Consider the following 7,680-nt stretch of genomic DNA (forward strand, 5'->3'; position numbering starts at 1 on the left):
GGCGGCTGAGCGCCGCCGACAGCGACAGCTCCTCGATCAATCCGTGTTGTTCAACCGCTATCGACGACTCATCACGGCAGAACAGGTAACTCAAGTCAGGCTAACCGGCGGTGCTTTGTGAGGTACTGAGATTCTTCGAGAGTGTAGAGCGTCCAGAATCGAGAGTCCTCGTGATCGAGGAAAAAGGTGTACTTGGTAGCGTTGCGTTGGATGATGAGTTCTTGTAAGTCGAAGTCTACCTCGCGAGCCTCTGTTATGTCCACTCTCTCGTGGAGTTCCTCCGGAGTGACATTGGACTCAATGAGGAAGGTCTTGAGCATTGTCTGCCCGGGTTGCAATTCTTGTTCTTCCACCAACTCGTCGTACGTACCCTCGATGGTGTGCTGGAAGACGTCGAAGAGGTCTCGTCTGCTCTGGATAGACGAAGTGGACATCAGCGTTCTCGTATTTGATCCTAGTTCACTAGGTGTGTTAGTAATTGGCAATTCACGGTGAAAGTGGATCCATTACGGCGCATGAGTGTTCTTTTGTTGGTTTGTGGAAGGGCTATTTAAATTCGTGGTGGGTAGGGAGAGACAACTCACAGTAACCCACTTCTGGTCGTGATTATTGCGCTAATTCTTCCCACTCGGTAGCGCGGCAGATCTGTAAGAAGTGTTTTCAATTTTGTTCACAAAATCCGCGACCAATTCTTATGTAACAGATCGAGAATAGTCGAAGCGGCTCTGAATCTGATGGCAGCACAGGGATTACACAGTATTTTATTTATACCCAAATGAAATCTCTCAGACATGCCGAACGGGATTGGACTCTCTGCGACTGAAGATACGGTCGAACAGGTTCTTACCCGGAACTACCGTTACACTGTTCCAGACTACCAGCGACGCTACTCGTGGCAGGAAGAACAATGGGGGGCATTATGGGCTGATCTGAACTCAATTCGACCTGACTCAACGCACTTTTTGGGTTCAATTGTTCTCATCGAGCGCTCAAGTGGCTTGAATGAATTGAACAAACTGGAGATTGTTGACGGCCAGCAGCGAATCGCAACAATCACTGTCCTTCTGTCGTTGATGCGGGAGAAGTACTACGAGTTAGGTGAGTCAGGGCAGGCTGAGGATATCGAAAACAAGTATCTCAAGAAGCAAGATCTTGATTTGAACGAGTACCAGAATCTCACGCTTAGTACGTTCGATAACCCCAACCTAGAGAAGGTGATCGAGCGAAAATACGAGAAGATGGATGAAGGACAACTGCGTGAAGCTGTCCAGTTCTATGCGAACAAGCTCGATGATTTGGATACTGAGAAACTAGATGATTTGAGAAAGCGGCTCTTAGCGTCAGTTACGCTTGTATCGATCCGTTGTGAAGGGGAGCAGTCTGCGTTCCGCTTGTTCGAGACACTGAACGATCGGGGAATGGAACTCTCATCTGTCGATCTGATGAAAAACTATACGTTTAGTAAGGCTGCCAGTGCCCCCGATTCGGAGATAGACTACGAGCAGGTACAGAACGACTGGGAGCGACTCATCAAGACACTCATGCCGAATATGAGCCAACCCAGTCGGTTCTTCCGACATTACATTATGTCCGCGTCAGAACCCAATTACGATGGCGACGTCTCTGACTACAAATTATACGATGAGTACCAGAAGATTGTCGACTCAAAGCTTCCCGACGCGGGAATCTCGTTGAATGAGTACGTTTCGGAGCTGGCTGATAAGGCAGAGCTCTACGCAAAAATTCTTAATCACAAAATTGACATGTACGACGCCGCGGGAAACAAGGCAATCAATTCCAAGCTCGATGATTTAGAGATCATCAACTCCGTCCAAGCGAGAACGCTCATGCTTCGTGTTTTTGAGGAATATAATACGGCAAACAAAGTAATGGAAAGTCTACTTCTCCTCGAAAGCTTCCTGATGCGCTGGAAGGTATCCAGCTATCCGACTGGTGGAGAACTCGACCGGATCTACTCCCGGATTTGCTCTGAAGCCTTTGAGAAAGAAAATTCGATCCGCGAGATCTACAGTGGGCTCTCAGATCGGTGCCCCAGCGACGAGGAGTTCATTGCGTCAATTGAGAATAAGCGAGTGCGACTAAACGAGCGGACGAGCTATATCCTCAAACGACTTGAGATGGACTATTACGACGGCGCAGAAGTGAATCTTGATGAACTAGATCGGGAGCACATTGCGCCAAGAGCCTCTTTCACAGCAAAAAAATACAGTGCCTGGCCCTCCACACTCGGTACTACCGAAGCTCAATTTGAACAGTTCCGAGATAAGCTCGGCAACCTCACACTGCTTGAGACAGACAAGAATATCTCAATTGGTGCTGATCCGTTTGAAAAAAAGAAAGAGGCATATGCTGAGTCAAAACTCAATATGAACCAGCAGCTATGTGAGGACTACGACAGCTGGGGGACTGACGAGATCGAGCAACGAACTTCTGAATTAGCGAATGCGATGGTTCAAATTTGGAACTTGGATGCCTAACCGCCAGCTGAGGATTGTTCAGACCTACTGTTCCTGAGGAAGGGGAGCGAATAGCGGCATTCTGTGAATTGACAAGATCAAATTGTACGGAAGTGTTCGTGCTTTCGGAGGGTCGTCTGGAGGCCGGCATGGTAGAGCCGGTTCCGGACGAATTGATACCGAATTGCTAGTCCAGGCGCTCGCGTTTTTATATTATCTTCGAACCCTTCTATAACCGGAGCATGAGTATGCTCGTTAACGCGTTCATCAGTTGGTTTGGGCCGGAGATAATCCTCGGACTCATAGCCGCGTTCATCTTCATGGTGATACAATACGTTCGTGACTAATCCCAACACAACCACCGCCTAGGTTGGTCCTTAGCTTCGGATTTGACCTATTCTGATACACTTTTGTGGCTCTGTTGAAATATTCAATAGGTGAGAGATGGGCACCCAATTGAGGATATTGAGTCCTATCTCAATAACAAATATCTAGCTCTATTGAAACACTCACTCGGTGACATATTCTTTGAGAGGTGCTGAACATGTCGCACAAATCGTTTATCGACTGGCTGGATGAACAAGCCTACCCCAGTAGTAATCCATTACCGAATAGTAACGAAGTGATTACCATGTCCTTAATAGATTCTGCCGTAATCACGTAATGTGACCGACATAGTATCGCTACAGGGGCTGTTAGCCATATTCTTGTGGACAGCACTGCTCGTCTACGGTCTCTCGTCGCTGTGGTGGGTCGTTGAGGTGACTGTCCTTTCACGTGGATGGGGGCAAAACAGTGAGGAAGTTTGGGGGCTTGATGATATCCAAGTTCGCGTACTGACGATTGATGCTGAGCCTGTCGTCCAACAGACCGTCAACGCACTCCCCGACGGTATCGCAGACGTGCGTGTTATCGCCGAAGCAGACATCAATATCGACGGTGCTCAAGTCCATGTTGTTCCCGATGATTTTGATTGTAACGCGACTAACAAAGGTCGGGCCGTCGAATGGGCACGAAGAAACGTCGATGCTGATAAGGAATATCTCCTCTATCTAGACGAAGATACGCTCGTTACGGGGCTCACGGGCCTTCCGGATGCTGATTTCATTCAGTTCACAGAGAAGCCGATATACACCGGTTCACGACTCACGTATCTCTGTGAAGTGTTTCGTACGGGGTATCAGTTTGAACAGCTCGGATTTCATCGCCTATCGTATCCTCTATACGCGTGGGGTGGAGGCTTCGCAATCCGCCGTGAGATTGAACAAGAAGTCGGATGGGATGTAGCCACGATCACCGAAGACACGAATCTGATCTGGCGGGCGGCAAAAAACCGTGATCTGACCTACCAGTTAATCGATGCTCGGTTTCGGAATCAAGCTCCACCATCGCTAAAATCGATGATCAAACAACGGCGGCGGTGGATGTCCGGCACAGTCGGTGATGATTACTTACTTCCACCACTATACCGGCCACTATATTTCACTCGAGTCATTGCGTGGGCGTTCTCACCGTTTGTGCCGTTGTTGGCTATCTCATCGTACCTGTTGCCCGGGACCGCTCCCGGGATAGGTCTGTATTCGCTGCTCTCTACAGCTCTTTTAGGGATCTTGTTCGTGTATATGCTGTTTGGCGTGGTTGCCTATCGGAAGCATCCGATTCTGTGGCCAATATTCTTAATTCTCACACCGTTGGCAGTTATCCTCCACTCAGTCGGGGCACTCTGGGGTGTCGTTAGCCCAGTCGAGAACTTCGAAGTAACAGAAAAAGTCACTGCTGACGTTATCGAGCAAGCTAACGATCTTAATCAGGGGGCACTCGCTGAGCACGAGGGGACTGACCGACTTCTCCGCGAGTCTGATGATGAATTCGAAGAAGGGATCTTTACTGACGATGGTTGATCGGGACGTATCTATCCCACCTACGGTCTGAAGATTTTCTAGCAATAGCAATGCTCAGAGGAGAAGGAGAATCTGTATCTCGCACGCAGATCTTATCAGTTTCTAATGGTTTCAATAGAGAAAACATCTCAAACTGTTTCGGACAACATCTGACGACGATCTCGTCCACGTCTGGGGGACCTCAGTAGACGGGACATGGCGGAACGTCGAACGCAACGACATCGCGCTCGTCTACCACGATGGCGCGTTCGTCGCGAGGGGGCAAGTCCTCCAACTCCGACACGACCCCGACCTTGCGGAGTATCTCTGGAGAGAAAGCGTTGAACACGGTCGCTGGAACGAGGAAAGCCCGTGGGAGTACATGACATTCCTCACCGATATTGAGGAAGTCGACGTCGACATTGAGGAATTCAACGAACTCGTTGGCTATGACAAGACCTACCGCCCACAGGGATTCACCCGGGTCGCTGACAAGCGCCTTAACCAACTCTCTAGCGAGGAGTCAGTCGAGACCGCTATTGCCGACCTGACCGATGCCGGCGAACGTGTTCACCCCGTCGACGATGAGGACGACGGACCAACCCCCGACCTCGCCGACCAGCTCCAAGCGGCCAGCACAGATGGGAACGCCCACGAGGAGTTTGAGAAACTCGTTGCAAAGGCCTTCTCTCAGCTGGGCTGTGCCGCCGACTGGATCGAAGGAGGGGGTGACACCGACGTGGAGATCCGATCTCCCGAACACGTCGTTGTCGAAGTGAAGGCCCGAGGGAATGGGCGGGTCAACTCGCTAGAGGTCACCAACGTATACAAACACCGACGACAGCGTGGAGCCGATCACGCCATCGTGGTTGCTCCAGGCTTCGCCCCGAAGGTGATTGATAATGCCGAGACGACCGAGCTGACAACAATCGCCGTCGACGACCTCGTCGAGCTCCTCGATCGCCGGGACGAGTATGCCGTCCCACCCGAGGAGATACTGGCCCTCTTGACACGCTCTGGGGCTTTCCAAGACGACAGACTCGATCTTCTCGATGAGTACATCCAGGACCGGATCGATGCTGGAGAAACTCTGCTTGCGGTCATCCGAGCTCTTGAGCGTGCTGACGGGGCCGTAGAGACAGCGGAAGACGTCCGGTAGATCGTTGTAGGCATGGAAGACTCGGACGATATCCCAACAACCGAAGAGGTTCGATCCGCCCTCCAACTACTCGCGCATCCAAGCGTAGGGGCCGTTGAGCAGGATGAAGAAGGGTATCGGGTGACGACTGACTACGAGAACGGGATCCAATTGGTTCGATCCCTCGGAGATATCGTTCAACTACCGAGAGGGAAAGAATAAATTGGGTCGATCCGACCTCATCCTGATTACGTCCCCTCTTTCGTAGTCCGCTTGTTTTCTAGTGAATAGCTTCGGAAATGGTGGTGTGAGGGTTCCCGCGATTACTCGTCAACGAGAGCTGCGGAAACGGTGGTGAGTCAGACCCGATCTATGCCAGTTATTGAGCTCACACACCACTGCTTCAAGTGAAACAACAGACTCCGTTAGCGATGGGTCTTTTGGGCAGTTTTGTATGAGAGTGAGCGATCTTAACCAACATGCTTCGGGTTTTGTTATCATTGTTGGTTAATCACAGCATCCCGTTAGCTAACTACCGAACGTCGAATGTCACCTCGAGTATACACTTGTCGGGAACAGGGTTCTCTTGGGCGGCAATCTAGTTTTACACTACGGAGTCAGTGCCGCCAGTCGCTGTGATTATTGACATCCTCCCCGCCCTAAAGGGCAAGGATTCCACGAAGTGGATATTCAGGTTGCGCGTTTCCTCGGGGTTCAAGTACGCGTTCGCGTGACCCGTCGAAGGTTGCCACCGAGTTGTGACCAACGGTGTGCGTTACAGCGCGTGTAGCCCTGTCAATTGGGCCTTCCTCCCCGCATACAGCGGGCGTCAACGACGGCTGGCTATTCACCCAGCGAGGTAGCACGGTTCGGCTCGCCCGAAACGTTAGCCCGTGCATGGTTCACCCTCCCGTTGTGCGATATTCTCCGAAGCGTTCAGGTCGGCGTGTCGTCCCCGACCGCACTCCGAACACAAAAAGTGGTCGCCATCACGGGTTCCCATCGAACCACACACCGAACACCGCTGACTTGTGTGGTACGTATCGACCTTCTCGACACGAACACCCGCACGTTCGGCTTTGTACGTGATGAACTGTTGGAGTTGGTGGAAGTGCCACGAGTGAACGCCCGACCACGAACTGTTCTCGCGGATACCTTCGAGGTTTTCCATCCGAATGACGGGGTTCTCGAACTGTTCCGCGAACGTGATGAGGCGACGGGAGAGTTTGTGATTCAGGTCTTTGATTCGGCGCTGTTCTTTGTCACCCACACGGTTACGTGCGCGAAGCGCACCCGCTTCCGAAAGCGAATCGCGTAGGGAACGATATTTGCGTCGAACGAACTTCGCCTCACCACCCGACACCAGCATCGATTCGTCTTCACCATAGGCGGTCACAGCAAGGATGTGACGTTCACCAATATCGACACCAACGGGCGTCTCACCAGACGTGTCGGTGTCGTACTCGGCGTTGAACGTACAGTACCAGTCGTCACCACGGCGGTACACTTGAAGTCGCGTCTTTTTCGCGTCACCCTCGACCAGCCGGTCTACGGGGTCGGCGATGTCGTCGTACACTTCGATAGGCGTGTACCACCATTGAGAGACGCACGGGAAGCCGACGACGACAGTACCGTTCTCAGTCGTGTCGATTTCCCAATTCTGGTTGTTGACAGCGAACGGCTGGCTCTCTTGATAGCGAACCTCTCCGTCCTTGTTGTGGTCGGATTTCGCCTCTCGAATGGCTTGGTTCTGAATGGCCGAGTAGAGGCCGTTGTCAATGCTGGCTGTGGTCACGGACTTGCCGAAGTCGCCGTTCTCCCACCCGTCGATACAGAATTGCTTGGTGTCACGGTAGAGGCGAGTGCCCTGTTGCCACTCTTTCCTCCGTGAGAGGGATGGGTTGTGGAACTTCGCGGTGACAGTCACCGTGACCATTACAACTGTAATTGAGTGGTCGAACTTAAGAAACTATTGGAATATCAGGCCGTGCTATCGTCGGTGGTTCGTGAAAGGTAGTGTCGGATTCATCCCCGCGCTAAAGCACGGGGCTTTCTCCTTGATTCTCCGTAACCGTTATCGGAGATACACCCACCACCGTTTCACGAATTTAGCGAGAGTATCGGAGAATGAGAGTGGTAAACCAATCTGGAGAAAGTAGATTCACGAGCGCTCTTGTGTAGCACA

5 protein-coding genes are annotated in these 7,680 nt (G+C 51.6%); 3 read left to right on the plus strand and 2 right to left on the minus strand.

Annotated elements, in window-relative coordinates; genetic code table 11:
* Positions 1 to 95: 95 nt before the first annotated feature.
* Positions 96 to 434, minus strand: a complete 339-nt coding sequence (locus DJ69_RS13875; RefSeq protein WP_099256147.1) for a hypothetical protein — start codon at positions 432 to 434, stop codon at positions 96 to 98.
* Between the two features lie 357 nt (positions 435 to 791).
* Here DJ69_RS13875 and DJ69_RS13880 point away from each other — a divergent pair, with 357 nt between their 5' ends.
* From DJ69_RS13880 to DJ69_RS18930, 3 genes are all read left to right on the plus strand, one after another.
* On the plus strand, positions 792 to 2,498 hold the full coding sequence (locus tag DJ69_RS13880; RefSeq protein WP_099256148.1) for a DUF262 domain-containing protein: 1,707 nt from the start codon (positions 792 to 794) through the stop codon (positions 2,496 to 2,498).
* A gap of 644 nt (positions 2,499 to 3,142) precedes the next feature.
* Positions 3,143 to 4,378, plus strand: a complete 1,236-nt coding sequence (locus DJ69_RS13890; RefSeq protein WP_099256149.1) for a glycosyltransferase family 2 protein — start codon at positions 3,143 to 3,145, stop codon at positions 4,376 to 4,378.
* A gap of 361 nt (positions 4,379 to 4,739) precedes the next feature.
* A complete protein-coding gene (locus DJ69_RS18930) occupies positions 4,740 to 5,516 on the plus strand; it encodes a restriction endonuclease (RefSeq protein ID WP_245851707.1) in 777 nt (258 codons plus the stop codon).
* An 865-nt stretch (positions 5,517 to 6,381) separates the two neighbouring features.
* Here the strand turns inward: DJ69_RS18930 and DJ69_RS13915 are convergent.
* Complete coding sequence (locus tag DJ69_RS13915; RefSeq protein WP_099256150.1) at positions 6,382 to 7,431, minus strand: RNA-guided endonuclease TnpB family protein; 1,050 nt, start codon at positions 7,429 to 7,431, stop codon at positions 6,382 to 6,384.
* Positions 7,432 to 7,680: the final 249 nt, after the last annotated feature.

Origin of the sequence: Halorubrum persicum (assembly GCF_002727125.1) — an archaeon.
Classification (GTDB): domain Archaea; phylum Halobacteriota; class Halobacteria; order Halobacteriales; family Haloferacaceae; genus Halorubrum; species Halorubrum persicum.